The organism is Mesorhizobium sp. M1A.T.Ca.IN.004.03.1.1, from assembly GCF_003997555.1.
In the GTDB taxonomy this organism is placed as follows: domain Bacteria; phylum Pseudomonadota; class Alphaproteobacteria; order Rhizobiales; family Rhizobiaceae; genus Mesorhizobium.
On sequence record NZ_RZTV01000016.1, the window covers coordinates 54,252 to 69,927 of the forward strand.

The 15,676-nt window shown below is 64.2% G+C and carries 12 protein-coding genes and 1 riboswitch; of the genes, 2 read left to right on the forward strand and 10 right to left on the reverse strand.

Annotation, left to right across the window (positions count from 1 at the left end):
• Positions 1 to 5: 5 nt before the first annotated feature.
• The 10 genes from gcvP to EOD29_RS28580 form a co-directional block, all read right to left on the reverse strand.
• The gene (gene gcvP, locus EOD29_RS28540) at positions 6 to 2,816 is read right to left on the reverse strand and encodes an aminomethyl-transferring glycine dehydrogenase (RefSeq protein ID WP_127248602.1); all 2,811 of its coding nucleotides are present in this window, start codon (positions 2,814 to 2,816) and stop codon (positions 6 to 8) included.
• Between the two features lie 16 nt (positions 2,817 to 2,832).
• The gene (gene gcvH / locus EOD29_RS28545) at positions 2,833 to 3,201 is read right to left on the reverse strand and encodes a glycine cleavage system protein GcvH (protein WP_067000208.1); all 369 of its coding nucleotides are present in this window, start codon (positions 3,199 to 3,201) and stop codon (positions 2,833 to 2,835) included.
• Between the two features lie 7 nt (positions 3,202 to 3,208).
• Complete coding sequence (gcvT, locus tag EOD29_RS28550; protein ID WP_127248603.1) at positions 3,209 to 4,309, reverse strand: glycine cleavage system aminomethyltransferase GcvT; 1,101 nt, start codon at positions 4,307 to 4,309, stop codon at positions 3,209 to 3,211.
• A gap of 149 nt (positions 4,310 to 4,458) precedes the next feature.
• A riboswitch (glycine riboswitch) is annotated at positions 4,459 to 4,545 on the reverse strand.
• Between the two features lie 139 nt (positions 4,546 to 4,684).
• Positions 4,685 to 4,813, reverse strand: a complete 129-nt coding sequence (locus EOD29_RS37965; RefSeq protein WP_259979720.1) for a hypothetical protein — start codon at positions 4,811 to 4,813, stop codon at positions 4,685 to 4,687.
• Positions 4,813 to 5,604 (reverse strand): molybdopterin-binding protein, encoded by a 792-nt coding sequence (locus EOD29_RS28555; protein WP_127248604.1) that lies wholly within the window; start codon positions 5,602 to 5,604, stop codon positions 4,813 to 4,815. Before EOD29_RS28555 ends, EOD29_RS37965 begins: the two co-directional genes overlap by 1 nt.
• A 1-nt stretch (position 5,605) precedes the next feature.
• Positions 5,606 to 6,487 (reverse strand): cytochrome b/b6 domain-containing protein, encoded by an 882-nt coding sequence (locus tag EOD29_RS28560; RefSeq protein WP_127248605.1) that lies wholly within the window; start codon positions 6,485 to 6,487, stop codon positions 5,606 to 5,608.
• A 103-nt stretch (positions 6,488 to 6,590) separates the two neighbouring features.
• Positions 6,591 to 7,268, reverse strand: a complete 678-nt coding sequence (locus tag EOD29_RS28565) for a DUF1345 domain-containing protein (RefSeq protein WP_067000220.1) — start codon at positions 7,266 to 7,268, stop codon at positions 6,591 to 6,593.
• 24 nt (positions 7,269 to 7,292) lie between these two features.
• Complete coding sequence (locus EOD29_RS28570; RefSeq protein ID WP_127241728.1) at positions 7,293 to 7,760, reverse strand: YaiI/YqxD family protein; 468 nt, start codon at positions 7,758 to 7,760, stop codon at positions 7,293 to 7,295.
• A 62-nt stretch (positions 7,761 to 7,822) separates the two neighbouring features.
• Entirely contained in the window at positions 7,823 to 8,392 is a 570-nt protein-coding gene (gene gfa / locus EOD29_RS28575; RefSeq protein ID WP_067000227.1) for an S-(hydroxymethyl)glutathione synthase, read from the reverse strand.
• 66 nt (positions 8,393 to 8,458) lie between these two features.
• Positions 8,459 to 9,586, reverse strand: coding sequence for an S-(hydroxymethyl)glutathione dehydrogenase/class III alcohol dehydrogenase (locus EOD29_RS28580; RefSeq protein ID WP_095829344.1), 1,128 nt, complete (start codon positions 9,584 to 9,586; stop codon positions 8,459 to 8,461).
• Between the two features lie 266 nt (positions 9,587 to 9,852).
• Between EOD29_RS28580 and EOD29_RS28585 the strand changes: the two genes are divergently transcribed.
• A complete protein-coding gene (locus EOD29_RS28585; protein ID WP_127248606.1) occupies positions 9,853 to 11,865 on the forward strand; it encodes an acetyl/propionyl/methylcrotonyl-CoA carboxylase subunit alpha in 2,013 nt (670 codons plus the stop codon).
• A gap of 115 nt (positions 11,866 to 11,980) precedes the next feature.
• The gene (dnaE, locus tag EOD29_RS28590; RefSeq protein ID WP_127248607.1) at positions 11,981 to 15,508 is read left to right on the forward strand and encodes a DNA polymerase III subunit alpha; all 3,528 of its coding nucleotides are present in this window, start codon (positions 11,981 to 11,983) and stop codon (positions 15,506 to 15,508) included.
• Positions 15,509 to 15,676: the final 168 nt, after the last annotated feature.

Consider the following 15,676-nt stretch of genomic DNA (forward strand, 5'->3'; position numbering starts at 1 on the left):
ATCGTCTACTCTGCGGCGCCGAGATATTCCGACAGCGGCGGGCAGGAGCAGACCAGGTTGCGGTCGCCGGCGACATTGTCGATGCGCGAAACCGGCGGCCAGTATTTTGCTGCCAGATCGACGTCACCCGCTGGGTAGGCTGCTTCCATCCGCGAGTATGGATGCGGCCATGCGCCTGCCAATGCCTCGGCGGCAGTGTGCGGGGCGTTGACCAGCGGGTTGTCGTCGAGCGGCCATTCGCCCTTCGCCACCTTCGCCGCCTCGCCGGCGATCGCAATCATCGCCTCGCAGAATCGGTCGAGTTCGCGCTTGGGTTCGGATTCCGTCGGCTCGACCATCAGCGTGCCGGCAACCGGAAACGACATGGTCGGGGCGTGGAAGCCGTAGTCAATGAGGCGCTTGGCGATGTCGTCGACGCTGATGCCGGCGCTCTCCTTGAGCACGCGCGTGTCGAGAATGCACTCATGGGCGATGCGATCGCTCCTGCCCTTGTAGAGGAGGGGGAAATGCGGCGCGAGCCGCGTCGCCACATAGTTGGCCGAAACGATCGCCGTCTCGGTGGCCTGCTTCAGCCCGGAGCCGCCCATCATGCGGATATACATCCAGGTGATCGGCAGGATCGAAGCGCTGCCGAAGGGCGCGGCGGCGACGGCATGCGCCGAACCTTCCGTGACATGGCCCGGCAGATAGGGTTTCAGATGCGCCCTGACGCCGATCGGGCCGACGCCCGGGCCACCGCCGCCATGCGGGATGCAGAAGGTCTTGTGCAGGTTCATGTGGCAGACGTCGGCGCCGATATCGCCGGGGCGGGCGAGACCGACTAGGGCGTTGAGGTTGGCGCCGTCGAAATAGACCTGGCCGCCATGCTCGTGGATGAGGGCGCAGAGATGGCGCGCGCCTTCCTCGTAGACGCCATGCGTCGAGGGATAGGTGAACATCAGCGCCGCGAGGTTCTTGGAATGCTCGTTGGCCTTGGCCCGCATGTCATCCATGTCGATGCTGCCGTCCTCTGCGCAGCGCACGACGACGACGCTCATTCCCGCCATCGCCGCGCTCGCCGGATTGGTGCCATGCGCGGAGGACGGGATAAGGCACACGGTGCGGTGGCCTTCGCCGCGCGCGCGGTGATAGGCGCGGATGGCGAGCAGGCCGGCATATTCGCCCTGGCTGCCGGCATTGGGCTGCAGGCTGACCGCGTCGAAACCGGTGATCTCCGACAGCCAGGCCTCCAGGTCGCCGACCATGGCCCGATAGCCGGCCGAATGGCTGGCCGGCGCGAAGGGATGCAGGTTGGCGACATTCACCCAACTCACGGGCATCATCTCGGCGGCGGCGTTGAGCTTCATGGTGCAGGATCCGAGCGGGATCATGGCGCGGTCCAGCGCGAGGTCCTTGTCGGCCAGCCGCCGCAGGAAGCGCATCATCTCGGTCTCGGAGTGGTTCTCGTGGAAAACCGGCTGGGTGAGGAACTCCTTGCCGCGCCGCTTACCGGGCATCGAGCCGGCTGCCACCGTGCCGGGCTTGGCGCCGAATAGCGCCGCGATCGCTTCGAGGTCGGCTTCGGTCGAGGTCTCGTCGAAGGCGATGCCGACGTGGTCGGCATCGATGACGCGCAGCAGCCGGCCGGTCTTCTCGGCGGCGGCGGCTATTGCCGCTGCCTTGCCCTTCACTTCCGCCGTCACAGTGTCGAAGCGATGTGCTCCGAGAACGGCCACGCCCGCTGTCTTCAGTCCCGCCGCAAGGCGGTTGGCGAGAGTGTGGACGCGCTCCGCGATCGCTTGCAAACCGGCGGGACCGTGCCAGATCGCATAGGCCGTCGCCATGTTGGCGAGCAGCGCCTGCGCGGTGCAGATATTGGAGGTCGCCTTGTCGCGGCGGATGTGCTGCTCGCGCGTCTGCAGCGCCAGGCGATAGCCTGGGCGGCCCTTGCTGTCGGTCGACTGGCCGACGAGGCGGCCGGGCATCAGACGGGTGAGCTTGTCGGAGACGGCGCAATAGGCCGCGTGCGGGCCGCCAAAGCCCATCGGCACGCCGAAGCGCTGCATCGGACCGACGGCGATGTCGGCACCGAGCTTGGCCGGCGCATCCGTCAACGTAAGCGCGAGCGGGTCGGCGATGAAGACGACCAGAGCGCCAGCGGCGCGGGCTTTCTCGATCGCCGCCTTGTGGTCGCCATAGACGCCGAAAGTGTCCGGCCATGAGACGAGCAGGGCGGCGGTGTTGTCGTCGATAGTCTCGCCGTCGACTTCGGTGCCGAGCGGTTCGGCGCGGGTGCGCACGACATCGAGCGTCTGCGGATGCGGCGTGCCGGCAAGCGCCACCTTGGTGCGCTTGTCGCGATGATGGCGCAGTGCGATGCCGACCGCTTCGGCAACGGCGGTGGCCTCGTCGAGCAGCGATGCCGACGCCACCGCCAGGCCGGTCAGCTCGGCAACCAGGGTCTGGAAATTGAACAGCATCTCCAGCCGGCCCTGACTGATCTCGGCTTGGTAAGGCGTGTAGGCCGTGTACCAGGCCGGGTTCTCGAACATGTTGCGCTGGATGACCGGCGGCACATGGACGCCGTGATAACCGGCGCCGATGAAGCTCTTCAGCACCGTGTTCTTCGCCATCATCGCCGACAATTCGGCCAGTGCTTCGGCCTCGCTGGCCGGAGTGGGCAGGTTGAGCGGCAGGTCGAGGCGGATCGATCTCGGCACGGCCTGGCTGATCAGCGTTTCGACGGACGGAACGCCGATGGTGGCAAGCATGGCCCTGACATCGTTGACGCTGGGGCCGATGTGACGGGCCGAGAAAGGAATGGGTGCTGCGGTCATTTCCAAGATCCTGGTATCAGCCGATATGGGCTTTGTAGGCGGCCTCGTCCATGAGGCTGTCGAGTTGGCTTGCGTTGGAAAGCTTCATCTTCCAGAGCCAGCCATCGCCGGTCGCCGCCGAATTGACCAATGAAGGGTCCGACGACAGTGCTGTGTTGGCTTCGGTGATCTCGCCGTCGACCGGCGCGTAGACGTCAGAGGCCGCCTTGACGGATTCGACGACTACTGCAGTGTCGCCCTTCGCGAGCTTGCGGCCGATTTCCGGCAGTTCGACGAAGACGAGATCGCCGAGCTGCTCCTGCGCATAGTCGGTGATGCCGACGGTGGCGACGCCGCCTTCGACGCGCAGCCATTCATGATCCTCAGTAAAATAGGTATTTGCCATCGGAATATCATCCTTTGCGGTAGCGATGTGGCGTGAAGGGCAGCGAAGTGACATCGATCGGGATCCTGGTCCCGCGGACGTCGGCGAACAGTCTGATGCCGGGCTTGGCCAGCGCATTGTCGACATAGCCCATGGCGACCGGGTGGCCCGTCGACGGGCCGAAGCCGCCCGAGGTCACGTGGCCGGCCGCATTGCCGTCGGCATCGACAAGCGCGGCGCCGGCGCGCACCGGCTGACGACCATCGGGCTTCAGGCCAACCCGCTTCTGAGACGGCCCGCGCTCGAGGATCGAGCGCAGCGCGTCGGCGCCGATGAAGTGACCGGAAGCGCGGAGCTCCTTAGGGATCGCCCACATCAAACCGCCGCTCGCCGGATCGATCTCGGGTGTCAGATCCTGGCCATGCAGGCAGAGCCCGGCCTCGAGCCGCAGGCTATCGCGGGCGGCAAGGCCGATCCATTGCACGCGCTCATCCTGCAGCAGCTTGCCGACGAGATCGCGGGCATCCGCTTCCGGCAGCCCGATCTCGAATCCATCCTCGCCGGTGTAGCCGGAGCGGCTCATGAACCAGTTTTGCCGGGGCTCGACACCATGCATGAACAGCAGCGAGCCCGTTTCGATACCGGCTCGCGAAAGGGCCGCCCAGGCATCCGGACCCTGGATCGCCAGGAAGACGCGGTCGAGGGGCTCGACCTTGGCATCGAAATCCGCGGCCAACGCACGCAGATGCCTTTCATCCTCGGCCGCATTGCCGGCGTTGGCCACCACCATGAATCGGCCATCGTCAAGACGCGTGACGATCAAGTCGTCGATGACGCCGGCGGCCTCGTTGAGGAAGAAGGTATATTTGGATTGGGCAATTTCCAGCGCGCCGGCGTCGAGCGGGCAGGCGCGGTTGAGTAGGGCGGCGGCGCCCGGGCCGCCGACCTCGAACAGCTTCATATGCGAGATGTCGAACAGGCCGGCATGCTCGCGCGTGTGGAGGTGCTCCTTCATCACGCCGGCCGGATAGGTCAGCGGCATCGACCAGCCGGCAAAAGCGCCGAAACGCGCGCCCGCGGCGCTATGCAAATCCTCGAGGGGTAGATGTTTGGTGTCTTCGCCGGTCATGTCTTCTCCAGAGTCGCACGCAATCGACCGCCATTAGCGGTCTAGTCCGTGCCCCTCTGTCTGAAGCCTGAGAGACTCGCGCCCCGTAACTCTGTCGGCAGCGCTTACACCTTCGGCGCGGGAAGATTCCCGACTTTCCAGAGTTGTCTTTCCCGTCCACGGTTCTTTTGCCTGAGAGATTTCGGGCGATTTCCCCTTCGGCGACAGCTTGCGCTGTTCTCTCCCGCAAACAGGTAGGACTCAGTCACCTGAGCCCTCGACGCGCCATCCATAGCCCGTCGGCGATACCTTGTCACCTCCCAGCGACATATCTCTCGGCAGCCGACGCCGATGACAACACCCGATCTGGTCTGAACGGCGGCCCAGCAAGGCGGCCTAGTCGCCCGAGGCCATCGTCTTGCAAAGGATGATGTTGGAATGGCCGATTGTCGCCGTGAGGCTTTTCTCAATCGCGTTGAACTCGGCTGACGCAAGATCGTGCTCGGCCTGCAGGCGAAGCGCCATCAAATACCAGCATACCAGTCGTAGCCATTGTCTTCCCAATAGCCGCCGCGACCGCCGCCGACATTGGCGAAGCCGTCGACCAGCTCGATCTTGTAGAGATATTTCGGCATCTTGTAGCCGAGCTGGCGCTCGACCCGCACCCGCAGCGGCGCGCCGTTCTCGACCGGCAGCGGCTTGCCGTTCAAGCCGTAGGCCAGGATCGTTTGCGGATGGCGGGCATCGATCAGGTCGATGCTGCCGTAATATTTGATGTCGCCAGACAGGCTTTGGTCGATCGTGTCGAGGCAATGGAACATGACGTAGCGCGCCTGCGGCTTGACGATGGCCTGATCGAGCACCAGCGAGAGCGGCGTGCCGGTCCATTTGGCGATGCAGCTCCAGCCTTCAACGCAGTCGTGGCGGGTGATCTGGGTGCGGCTCGGCATGTTCTGCAACTGCTCGCGGGTGAGCGACAGCGGTTTTTCGACGAGGCCGGTCACCTCCAGGCGCCAGTCGGCGAAATTGTTGGCGAGAAGACCCTTATAGGTGTCGTCGTCAGGCGCGGTGACGCCGTTCGGCCGCTGCGGCTGGCGGATGTCGGCCTCGCTGAATTCCGGTGCCAGCGCGTCCCGGCCGGCAAGCAGGCGCTGCGCGCGGTATGTCAGCCCGTTGGCGTTTTCGAGGAAGCTGCGCAGCCCGCTGCCGACGCCCAGACCGCTGTCGAAGGCATCGCAGCCGGACAGCGCGATGCCTGACAGACCGAGGCTGGCGGAGGTCAAGAACTTCCGGCGGCTAATCTGGAATTTTGCCATGTCAGGCGCTCCTCTCGGTTGCCTGGTCGTGTTTTGCGGGCGGGTCGGTGCGATACCAGCCGGTGATGATCGAGCGCAGCTCGTTGATCGGACCGGCAGCCACGATCATCAGCATATGGACGACGAAGAAGAGCACGAGCAACACCATGACAATGAAGTGGATGGTGCGAGCCGTCTGCCGACCGCCCAGGATTTCATTGAGCCAGGGAAGCACCGAGTTCATGCTCGGCGACATCGCAAGCCCGGTGATGATCATCAGCGGCAACAGCACGAAGAGCACGCCGCCATAGGCCATTTTCTGCAGCGTGTTGTATTCGCGCGCGTGGTGGAATTTCAGCCTCGCATGGTCGAGAATGTCGCGCGGCAGCTTGCGCAAGTCATCCAGGCGAGGGGCAAGATCGCGGCGGATATGGCCGTTGATCAGGCTCGCGATCAGCCAAATGAGCAGGGTTGCGCTCAGCACCCAGGCGAAGAAGAAATGCACGACGCGGGCCGTGCCGAGGTCGTAGTAGGACGGGATCGTCGCCCAGGACGGAAAGGCGCGCGGCGTTTCCTGTCCGGGACGGCCGGACCAGCCGAGCACGCCGGTGGTGTCGAAGCGATGCCCGAAGATTTTGGTAAAGCCGCGCGGTCCGCCGTCTGTGTTTTCGGCGCCGATCTCGAGGATCGTATTGTTGTATTGGAAGCCCGATTCCTTGCCGATGTAGAGTTGCGGGCGCGCGTTGAATATCTGCAGGCCCGAAAGCAGCATGAAGAACAGCGAGAACGCCCAGAGCCAATGGGTCAGGCGCGTCCAGGCCGATTGCCGGTAAATCAGCGTCGGGTCCTTCGGCGTGGATGCTTCTACCTCGGTGGAGGGTTCGCTTCTGGCGACGGTCTCCATATCTAGGTGTCCTCCCGGCTGCATCTTCTGCGGCCTCTCAGAGCCTTGTTCTCCTCCCAATACGTCTCCGGCCCAAGCGTTGTTTCATCCGATCACGGATTTATTATGGACTGCCCAGGCTGACCGCGAGATTGACCGCGGCGGCGACGATCACCGTGTTGAAGAAAAAGCTCAGGATCGAATGGACGAGCACGACCTGGCGCATGCGCGAGGTCGTTATCCCAGTGTCGGCGGTTTGCGCAGTCATGCCGATGACGGTCGCGAAATACAGGAAATCCCAGCCTTCCGGGCGTTTGCCGCCGGGAAAATCGAGGCCGCCGACCGGATTCTTCTTCCTGGTTTTCTCGTCGATCTCGTCGCCGTCCATCCAGTAGACATGCGCATAATGCAGCGCCGCCATCGCATGGATTGTGAACCAGCCAAGCGGGATCGACAGCATCGCGAACAGAACCTCCAGCGGATGCGCGGCAGCCTTTTGGTTGATGAGTTGAAACAGCGAGCCGATGGCGAGGCCGACGACCAGGAGCGTGACCGCAAAAATCAGCAGCACCGGCAGGTCCGTGGCACGCGCGTTCTTGCTCAGGTAACGGACGGTGAGCCTCGGCATCGCGACCAGCACCAGAAGAGTGTAAGCGGCGAAGAAGAGGTTGGCGCCGATGGAGTAGGGCAGCGGCGCCCCCAGCATCAGGGCGAGAAGCAGCGCGACAATGCCGATGGCCGCAGCCAAAGCGAACTGCACGTGCCGGTGGATCGGCGTGTTGAGGGATATGTCGTCGCCCATGGCCGGTTCTCAAAGGGCTTCGGGTCAGCCGGGTGTGGCGGATTTGAGCGCCCGCCGCAAGATGCGGTCGAGCTCGCCGAGAAAGTTTGACCTGTCCTTCGCCGTGAAGGCGGCGTTGAAGCCGCGGCTTTCGCCGGTCTCGCGCAGATGCTGCTTCAAATCCCGCATCGCCACCGCCATGCCGATGGTCTCGGGCGTGAGGGGACGGCCCGTGGGTCCCAGCACATGCGCGCCGAGCGCCACCGTGCGCGCGGCAAGCGGGATATCGGCCGTCACCACGACATCGTTGAGTTTGGCGTTCTCGACGATCCAGTCGTCCGCGGCATCCGCGCCCTTGGAGACTACGACATTGCGGACCATCGGATCGCGCGACGGGCGCAGGCCGCCATTGGAGACATAGGTAACCATGACGCCGTGCCGCTCCGCCACCTTCTCGACCTCGGCCTTCACCGGACAGGCATCGGCATCGACATAGATGATAGGTGCTGGCATCGTCTCTCCAAATGTGCAAAGGGCCGGCGTTGGCCGGCCCTTTACCAGAAATCCCGCAATCGTCAGGCCGCCAAGGCTCCCGACTTCTTCGCCGTCCAGGTGGCGATGTAGTCCATCAGGGCGGGGTTGAGGCAGTCATAGGGTTCGAGCCCGATCGATTTCAGCTGGCCGCGGATGCCGTCCATGCGGCTCGGGTCGACGCCGGCTTCGATGATGGAGGAGACAAAGGCGGCAAAGCCGGGCGGCGACCAGCCGTCCTCCTCGAAACGCTCGGGATGGATAAAGGACAGACCCTTGAAGGGATGGTCGCGCTCGACCGGGCCGTACATGTGCACGCCGCAGCTGGTGCAGGCATGGCGCTGGATCAGCGCTGCCGGGTCGACCACCTTCAGCTTGTCGCCATTCTCGGCCACAGTGACGTCGCCGGTGCCGGCAACGGCCACGACCGAGAACACCGCGCCCTCCGGCTTCCAGCATTTGGTGCAGCCGCAGGCATGGTTGTGGGCGATCTGGCCCTTGACCTTCACCTTCACCGGATTGCTGGTGCAGAGACAGACCAGCGTGCCGCCGGAAAAGGCAGCACTTTCCTTCGGCAGCCCGTTGTCGATCTTCGGATGCAGTTTTTCCGCCATTCGTCCTTCCTCCCATGTTGAGCCGCATCGGTGCGCGCTCCCGCCCGCGACCGATGCGGCTTTGCTTCAATAAACCACGACGCTTCGGATCGACTTGCCCTCATGCATGAGATCAAAGCCCTTGTTGATGTCGTCGAGCGTCAGCGTATGAGTGATCATCGGGTCGATCTGGATCTTGCCTTCCATGTACCAGTCGACGATCTTCGGCACGTCGGTGCGGCCGCGCGCGCCGCCAAAGGCGGTGCCCATCCAGGTCCGGCCGGTGACCAGTTGGAAGGGCCGCGTCGCAATCTCCTGGCCGGCGCCGGCAACGCCAATGATGACCGACTTGCCCCAGCCGCGATGCGAGGCCTCGAGCGCCTGGCGCATCACCTTGGTGTTGCCGGTGCAGTCGAAGGTGTAGTCGGCGCCGCCGATCTGGTCGGCGCCGCGCTTGGTCAGGTTGACCAGGTAAGGCACGATGTCGCCGTCGATCTCCTGCGGATTGACGAAATGCGTCATGCCGAACTTCTCGCCCCAGGCCTTCTTGTCGTTGTTCAAGTCGACGCCGATGATCATGTCGGCGCCGGCCAGGCGAAGGCCCTGGATGACGTTGAGGCCAATGCCGCCGAGGCCGAAGACGACCGCGGTGGCGCCCTGCTCGACCTTGGCCGTGTTGATGACGGCGCCGATGCCGGTGGTCACGCCGCAGCCGATATAGCAGATCTTGTCGAAGGGGGCGTCGGGATTGACCTTGGCCACCGCGATCTCCGGCAGCACGGTGAAGTTGGAGAAGGTCGAGCAGCCCATATAGTGGAACAGCTTCTCGCCGCCGACCGAAAAGCGCGAGGTGCCGTCGGGCATCAGGCCTTGGCCCTGCGTGGCGCGGATGGCGGTGCACAGATTGGTCTTGCGCGAGAGACAGGACGGGCACTGCCGGCATTCGGGCGTGTAGAGCGGGATGACATGGTCGCCCTTCCTGACCGAGGTGACGCCCTTGCCGACATCGACGACGATGCCGGCGCCTTCATGGCCGAGGATCGCCGGAAAGATGCCTTCCGGATCGGCGCCCGAGAGCGTGAACTCGTCGGTGTGGCAGATGCCGGTCGCCTTGACCTCGACCAGCACCTCGCCCTCGCGCGGCCCCTCAAGATCCACCTCCATGATCTCCAGCGGCTTTCCGGCACCAACGGCAACTGCGGCACGCGTTTTCATGAGGCATTCCTCCCAAGGCAATCTTAAAAGTCTCAGCTTTATGGCAGGCCGTCGAGCCTGCCCGGCGAGGCGAATACCGCCTGCCATTTTCTTGCGCTCGCCACCACCTTACCGGGTTCGAAGGTGGCGGCCAACGTCTGTTGCGACGTTTTTCGACGCCGCTTCTGCAAAAGCATCGAGCGCCGAAGGGCAGGGGCTGCAGACACTTGAGGCGCGTCGGGATTGTCCATAGAACTGGACGGCTTCGCCGGAGGAACGACATCCGAATGTTCAAGAAGATCCTGATCGCCAATCGCGGCGAGATCGCCTGCCGCGTGATCAAGACGGCGCGCAAGATGGGGATCGCCACGGTCGCGGTTTATTCGGATGCCGACCGCGACGCCGTGCATGTCGAAATGGCCGACGAGGCCGTGCATATCGGCCCGTCGCCGGCGGCGCAGAGCTATCTAGTGCCTGAGAAGATCATCGCCGCCTGCAAGGAAACCGGCGCCAAAGCGGTGCACCCGGGTTATGGCTTCCTGTCGGAACGCGCCTCTTTCTGCGAAGCGCTGGAAAAGGAAGGCATCATCTTCATCGGACCGAAGCCCAAGGCGATCCGCGCAATGGGCGACAAGATCGAATCGAAGAAGTTCGCGAGCCAGGCCAAGGTTTCGACCGTGCCCGGCTGGCTGGGCGTCATCGAAAATGCCGACCACGCCGAAAGGATTGCCGGCGAGATCGGCTATCCGGTGATGATCAAGGCCTCGGCCGGCGGCGGCGGCAAGGGCATGCGCATCGCCTGGAGCAGCGCGGAAGTGCGCGACGGCTTCGAGCGCGCGCGTTCGGAAGCGAAAAGCTCCTTCGGCGATGACCGCGTCTTCATCGAGAAATTCGTCGTTGACCCGCGCCATATCGAGATCCAGGTGCTGGCCGACGCGCATGGCAATGCGCTCTATCTGGGTGAGCGCGAATGCTCGATCCAGCGCCGCAACCAAAAGGTGGTCGAGGAAGCGCCGTCGCCGTTCCTCGACGCCAAGACGCGCAAGGCCATGGGCGAGCAGGCTGTGGCGTTGGCGAAAGCCGTCGATTACCAGAGCGCCGGCACGGTCGAGTTCATCGTCGACAAGGACAGGAACTTCTATTTCCTTGAAATGAACACGCGATTACAGGTCGAGCATCCGGTGACGGAGCTCGTCACCGGCATCGATCTGGTCGAGCAGATGATCCGCATCGCCGCCGGCGAAAAGCTCGGCATCAGGCAAAACGAGGTGAAGCTGAACGGCTGGGCGGTGGAAAGCCGTCTCTATGCCGAGGACCCGTTCCGCAATTTCCTGCCCTCGATCGGCCGGCTGACGCGCTACCGGCCGCCGCAAGAGGGCACGTTCGGCGATGTGGTGATCCGCAACGACACCGGCGTTGCCGAAGGCGCCGAGATATCGATGTTCTACGACCCGATGGTGGCAAAGCTCTGCATCTCGGCGCCGACGCGGCTCGAGGCTATCGATGCCATGTCCGAAGCACTGGACGGTTTTGTCGTCGACGGCATAGAGCACAACATTCCGTTCCTCGCTGCGCTGATGCAGCATCCGCGCTGGCGCGAGGGGCGGCTTTCCACCGGCTTCATCGCCGAGGAGTATCCGGACGGTTTCGCGCCGGTCGAACCGGACGGTGAGGAGATGGCGGTGTTTGCCGCGATCGCCACCGCGATCGAACTGCTGCGACGGGACCGGCTCGACCGGCTCAGCGGCCGGTTGGCACCGCATTCGGGCCATCTCAAGCGCGACTGGGTGGTGAAGATCGGCGCGGACTATCTTTCCGCCGGCATCCTGGACGGCATGGTCTCGATTCCGATGGAGATCGATCTGTCGATCAATGGCAGCGAGCCGCTGACGGTCGCCTCCGACTGGCGGCCGGGCGACGCGATCTGGCGCGGCACGGTCGGCGGCAACCGGATCGCGGCGCAGGTCCGGCCAGTGCTGAACGGCCTTTGTATCGCCTGGAAGGGCATGTCGGTGACGGCTCAAGCCATGCTGCCGCGGACGGCGGAGCTGGAAAGGCTGATGCCGGAAAAGCTGCCGCCGGATACCTCGAAAATGCTGCTTTGCCCGATGCCAGGACTGGTGGTGTCGATCGCCGTCGCCGAGGGCCAAGACGTCAAGGCCGGCGAGACGCTGGCCGTGGTCGAGGCGATGAAGATGGAGAACGTGCTGCGCGCGGAGCGCGACCTCACCGTGGCGAAGCTAAACGCCAAACCGGGCGACAGCCTGGCGGTCGACGCTGTGATCATGGAGTTCGCCTGACCCAGGGCGACATAGGCCGCAAGCTTGTGGTTCGCGTCGATTGTACTGGACTGGCATCGCGGCGTCCGGAACAATACATCTGCACGGATGAGTCCTTGAGGTAGCGCGAAAAAACATGGCGGATGAACGACTTCCACGCGACCCTTTGCAGCGCGAAGCTGTCGTGAAGGCTACGCAGCCGGAGACGCCTGCGCGGAGGTTCATCCATCTGCGCGTGCATTCAGCCTATTCGCTGCTCGAGGGCGCCCTGCAGCTCGGCGCCATCGTCGGCCACGCGGTCAAGGATGAAGCGCCGGCGATCGCAGTGACCGACACCAACAATCTGTTCGGCGCGCTCGAATTCGCCCAGAAAGCGGTCAAGGACGGTATCCAGCCGATCATCGGCTGCCAGGTCGATCTGGTCTTTTCCGGCGAAACGAGCGACGCCCAACGCGACCGCCGCCGGCACGGTCCCGAGATGTCGCCGATCGTGCTGATCGCCGCCAGCGAGGCCGGCTATGCCAATCTGGTCCGGCTGATCAGCAAGGTTTATCTGGAAACGCCGCCCGGCGAGCCGGTGCACATGACCAGGGCCATGCTGGAGAGCCATCGCGATGGCCTGCTATGCCTGACCGGCGGCCCGCGCGGCCCGATCGGCAGCGCGCTGAAGGCGGACCGCCGCGACCTGGCCGAACAGCGGCTGCTGGTCCTCAAAGAGCTTTTCGGCGACCGTCTCTATGTCGAGCTGGAACGGGTCGCCGGCTATGACCGCATGGTCGAAAAGTCGACGCTCGACCTTGCCTATACCCACGAACTGCCGCTGGTCGCCACCAACGAGGCCTTCTTCTCCAAGCGTGAAGACTATGAGGCGCATGACGCGCTGATTGCGATCGCCGAAGGCTCGGTGGTGGCCGCAGACAATCGCCGGCGGCTTTCGCCTGACAATTTTCTGCGCGGCCAGGCCGAGGTGGCGCGGCTGTTCTCCGACCTGCCGGAAGCGATCGACAACACGGTCGAGATCGCCATGCGCTGCTCCTATTATCCGAAGAACCGCAGCCCGATCCTGCCGCGTTTCACCGGCGCCGACTCCGCCGACAAGGACGCCGCCGAGAAGGCGGAAGCCGCCGAGCTCGCGCGCCAGGCGCGCGAGGGCCTGGAGGCGCGACTTGCCGCGCACGGACCGACGCCCGGCTACACGGTCGAGCAATATCGAGAGCGGCTCGAATTCGAGCTCGGCATCATCGAGAAGATGAAGTTTCCCGGCTACTTCCTGATCGTTGCCGACTTCATCAAATGGGCGAAGGCGCAAGGCATCCCGGTCGGACCGGGGCGCGGTTCGGGCGCCGGCTCGCTTGTCGCCTATTCGACCACCATCACCGACATCGACCCACTGCGCTTCTCGCTGCTGTTCGAGCGCTTCCTCAACCCGGACCGCGTCTCGATGCCGGACTTCGACATCGACTTCTGCCAGGACCGGCGCGAGGAGGTCATCCGCTACGTCCAGCAGAAATACGGCCGCGACCAGGTCGGGCAGATCATCACCTTCGGAACGCTGCAGGCGCGCGCCGTGCTGCGCGACGTCGGCCGCGTCCTGCAGATGCCCTATGGCCAGGTCGACAAGCTCTCCAAGATGGTGCCGCAGAACCCGGCCAACCCGGTCAAGCTGGCCGACGCTATCGCCAACGAGCCGCGCTTCGCCGAGGAGGCGGAAAAGGAGCCGATCGTGCAGACGCTGCTCGACACCGCGCAGAAGCTCGAGGGCCTCTACCGCCATGCCTCGACGCATGCCGCCGGCATCGTCATCGGCGACCGGCCGTTGTCGGAATTGGTGCCGATGTACCGCGATCCGCGCTCGGACATGCCGGTCACCCAGTTCAACATGAAATATGTCGAGCAGGCCGGGCTGGTGAAATTCGACTTCCTCGGCCTGAAGACGCTGACGGTGCTGGAAACGGCGGTGAAGCTGATCCGGCGGCGCGGTGTGGATATCGATCTTGCCCGCATCCCGCTCGACGACCCCGAGACTTACGCCATGCTGTCGCGCGGCGAGGTGGTCGGCGTGTTCCAGGTTGAAAGCGCGGGCATGCGCAAGGCGCTGATCGGCATGCGGCCGGACTGCATCGAGGACATCATCGCGCTGGTCGCGCTCTATCGCCCAGGCCCGATGGAGAACATCCCGACCTACAATGCCAGAAAGCATGGCGAGGAGGAGATGGCCTCGATCCACCCCAAGATCGACCACCTTGTGAAGGAAACTCAAGGTGTCATCGTTTACCAGGAACAGGTGATGCAGATCGCGCAGGAGCTTGCCGGCTATTCGCTCGGAGAAGCCGATCTTCTACGCCGCGCCATGGGCAAGAAGATCCGCGCCGAGATGGACAAGCAGCGCGAGCGCTTCGTCACCGGCGCCGTCGAGCGCGGCGTCGGCAAGGCGCAGGCCGATTTCATCTTCGATCTGCTGGCGAAATTCGCCGACTACGGCTTCAACAAGTCGCACGCCGCGGCTTATGCGGTCGTTTCCTACCAGACCGCCTACCTCAAGGCGCACTATCCGGTCGAGTTCCTGGCGGCGTCGATGACGCTCGACATGAGCAACACCGACAAACTGGCGGATTTCCGCCAGGACGCGCTACGCCTCGGCATCGAGGTGGTGGCGCCGTCGGTGATGACCAGCTTCCGACCGTTCGAGGTCGGCGAGAACAAGATCTTCTACTCGCTGGCGGCGCTCAAAGGCGTCGGCGACGCCGCGGTCGAGCACATCGTCGAGAAGCGCGGTGAGAGGCCGTTCAAGAGCCTAGCCGACTTCTGCGAGCGCGTGGATCCGAAGATCGTCGGCAAGCGCGTCTTCGAAAGCCTGATCATGGCGGGGGCCCTGGACTGCTTCGGGCATGACCGCGCCGTGATGATGGCCGGCGTGGAGCGGATGATGGGGCTCGCGTCGCTGGCGCAGCAGAATGCCATCTCGGGCCAGACGGATATTTTCGGCGCCTCGCTCGGCGCGCAATCGCAGGCGCTCAACCTGCCGGCGGCCGAGCCATGGCTTGCCGCCGACCGGCTGCACCGCGAGTTCCAGGTGGTCGGCTTCTATCTCTCTGCGCATCCGCTCGACGAATACAAGGCGGCGCTGCAGAAGATGCGGGTGCAGAACTGGGCGGAATTCTCCGCCGCGGTCAAACGCGGCGCTGCGGCCGGCCGGCTCGCCGGCACCGTCACCACGAAGCAGGAGCGCAAGACCCGCACCGGCAACAAGATGGGCGTCGTGCAGTTTTCCGACACCACCGGCCAGTACGAGGCGGTGCTGTTCTCCGAAGGCCTGGCGCAGTATCGCGACATGCTGGAGCCTGGCCGTTCGGTGGTGATCACCGTCTCGGCCGAAGACCGGCCGGAGGGGATCAATCTGCGCATCCAGACGGTGCAGTCGCTGGAGGACGAAGCAAGCCGCATCCAAAAGGCGCTACGCATCTTCGTGCGTGATGCTCAGCCCATCAACATCCTTGCCAACCAGCTTGCCGTGAAGGGCGAGGGGCAGGTGAGCTTCGTGCTGATCAAGGAAGCCGGCCAGGGCGAGGTGGAGATCGAACTGCCCAACCGCTATCGCATCTCGCCGCAGGTCGCGTCGGCCATGCGCGCGGTGCCGGGTGTCGTCGAAGTGGAACTGGTGTAGCGTTCCAACTACTTGTTCTCGCGCAACTCCGAACAGAAACCGGGTAACGCTTTTCCTGGAATGCTTTGGCGCGAGGCGTGGCCACCAATTCGTCGGCCGTGAACTATCCGCAAGCCATTGATCTGGCCTGTTGATTGAGGCGGATAGCGGCTTTGGAATTGCAGGATT

What these genes read in the sequence shown, in the direction of transcription:
- EOD29_RS28585 (WP_127248606.1), top strand. Translation starts at nt 9,853, where the DNA reads ATGTTCAAGAAGATCCTGATCGCCAATCGCGGCGAGATCGCCTGCCGC.
- dnaE (WP_127248607.1), top strand. Translation starts at nt 11,981, where the DNA reads ATGGCGGATGAACGACTTCCACGCGACCCTTTGCAGCGCGAAGCTGTC.
- EOD29_RS28560 (WP_127248605.1), bottom strand. Translation starts at nt 6,487, where the DNA reads ATGGAGACCGTCGCCAGAAGCGAACCCTCCACCGAGGTAGAAGCATCC.
- EOD29_RS28570 (WP_127241728.1), bottom strand. Translation starts at nt 7,760, where the DNA reads ATGCCAGCACCTATCATCTATGTCGATGCCGATGCCTGTCCGGTGAAG.
- EOD29_RS37965 (WP_259979720.1), bottom strand. Translation starts at nt 4,813, where the DNA reads ATGGCGCTTCGCCTGCAGGCCGAGCACGATCTTGCGTCAGCCGAGTTC.
- gfa (WP_067000227.1), bottom strand. Translation starts at nt 8,392, where the DNA reads ATGGCGGAAAAACTGCATCCGAAGATCGACAACGGGCTGCCGAAGGAA.
- gcvT (WP_127248603.1), bottom strand. Translation starts at nt 4,309, where the DNA reads ATGACCGGCGAAGACACCAAACATCTACCCCTCGAGGATTTGCATAGC.
- EOD29_RS28580 (WP_095829344.1), bottom strand. Translation starts at nt 9,586, where the DNA reads ATGAAAACGCGTGCCGCAGTTGCCGTTGGTGCCGGAAAGCCGCTGGAG.
- EOD29_RS28555 (WP_127248604.1), bottom strand. Translation starts at nt 5,604, where the DNA reads ATGGCAAAATTCCAGATTAGCCGCCGGAAGTTCTTGACCTCCGCCAGC.
- gcvH (WP_067000208.1), bottom strand. Translation starts at nt 3,201, where the DNA reads ATGGCAAATACCTATTTTACTGAGGATCATGAATGGCTGCGCGTCGAA.
- EOD29_RS28565 (WP_067000220.1), bottom strand. Translation starts at nt 7,268, where the DNA reads ATGGGCGACGACATATCCCTCAACACGCCGATCCACCGGCACGTGCAG.
- gcvP (WP_127248602.1), bottom strand. Translation starts at nt 2,816, where the DNA reads ATGACCGCAGCACCCATTCCTTTCTCGGCCCGTCACATCGGCCCCAGC.